The following is a 354-nucleotide window of genomic DNA, read 5'->3' as shown; positions in this document are numbered from 1 at the left end:
TGTAGCTTTCTGTACATAGCAGTTTCGCATAAACTTCGTTAGCCGCCTCAAGATCTTTAACCGCTATGCCTATATGTTCTATATTTTTCATTTTCAGAAATTCATTTTTATATAATTACAATCTACTTTACCTGACCTGCAGGACAAAGCATTTAAAGAATAAAGATAAAAAGTCAGATGTGTTTGCAGCCATAACCCAAAGCTATTAACGCATATTTTAAGATTTTAAGCGGTAAATGTTCTACTTTTGTAGCATGGAAGAAACGAACAGACAAAAAAAAATAGGAGGAGTAATACAGCGGGATTTGGCCGAAATTCTTCAGGCTCATTTGCGTGATGCGGGTAAAACGGGAA

1 pseudogene is annotated in these 354 nt (G+C 35.6%); it reads left to right on the top strand.

Annotated features, from left to right (window positions below):
* Positions 1-254 precede the first annotated feature (254 nt).
* Positions 255-354 (top strand): annotated as a pseudogene (locus HC175_RS24480) (ribosome-binding factor A); the annotation flags it as partial.

It is taken from the genome of Salinimicrobium oceani (assembly GCF_012037645.1).
Note: the sequence above shows the minus strand (reverse complement) of the source record. Positions and strands in the feature narration are given on the sequence as shown.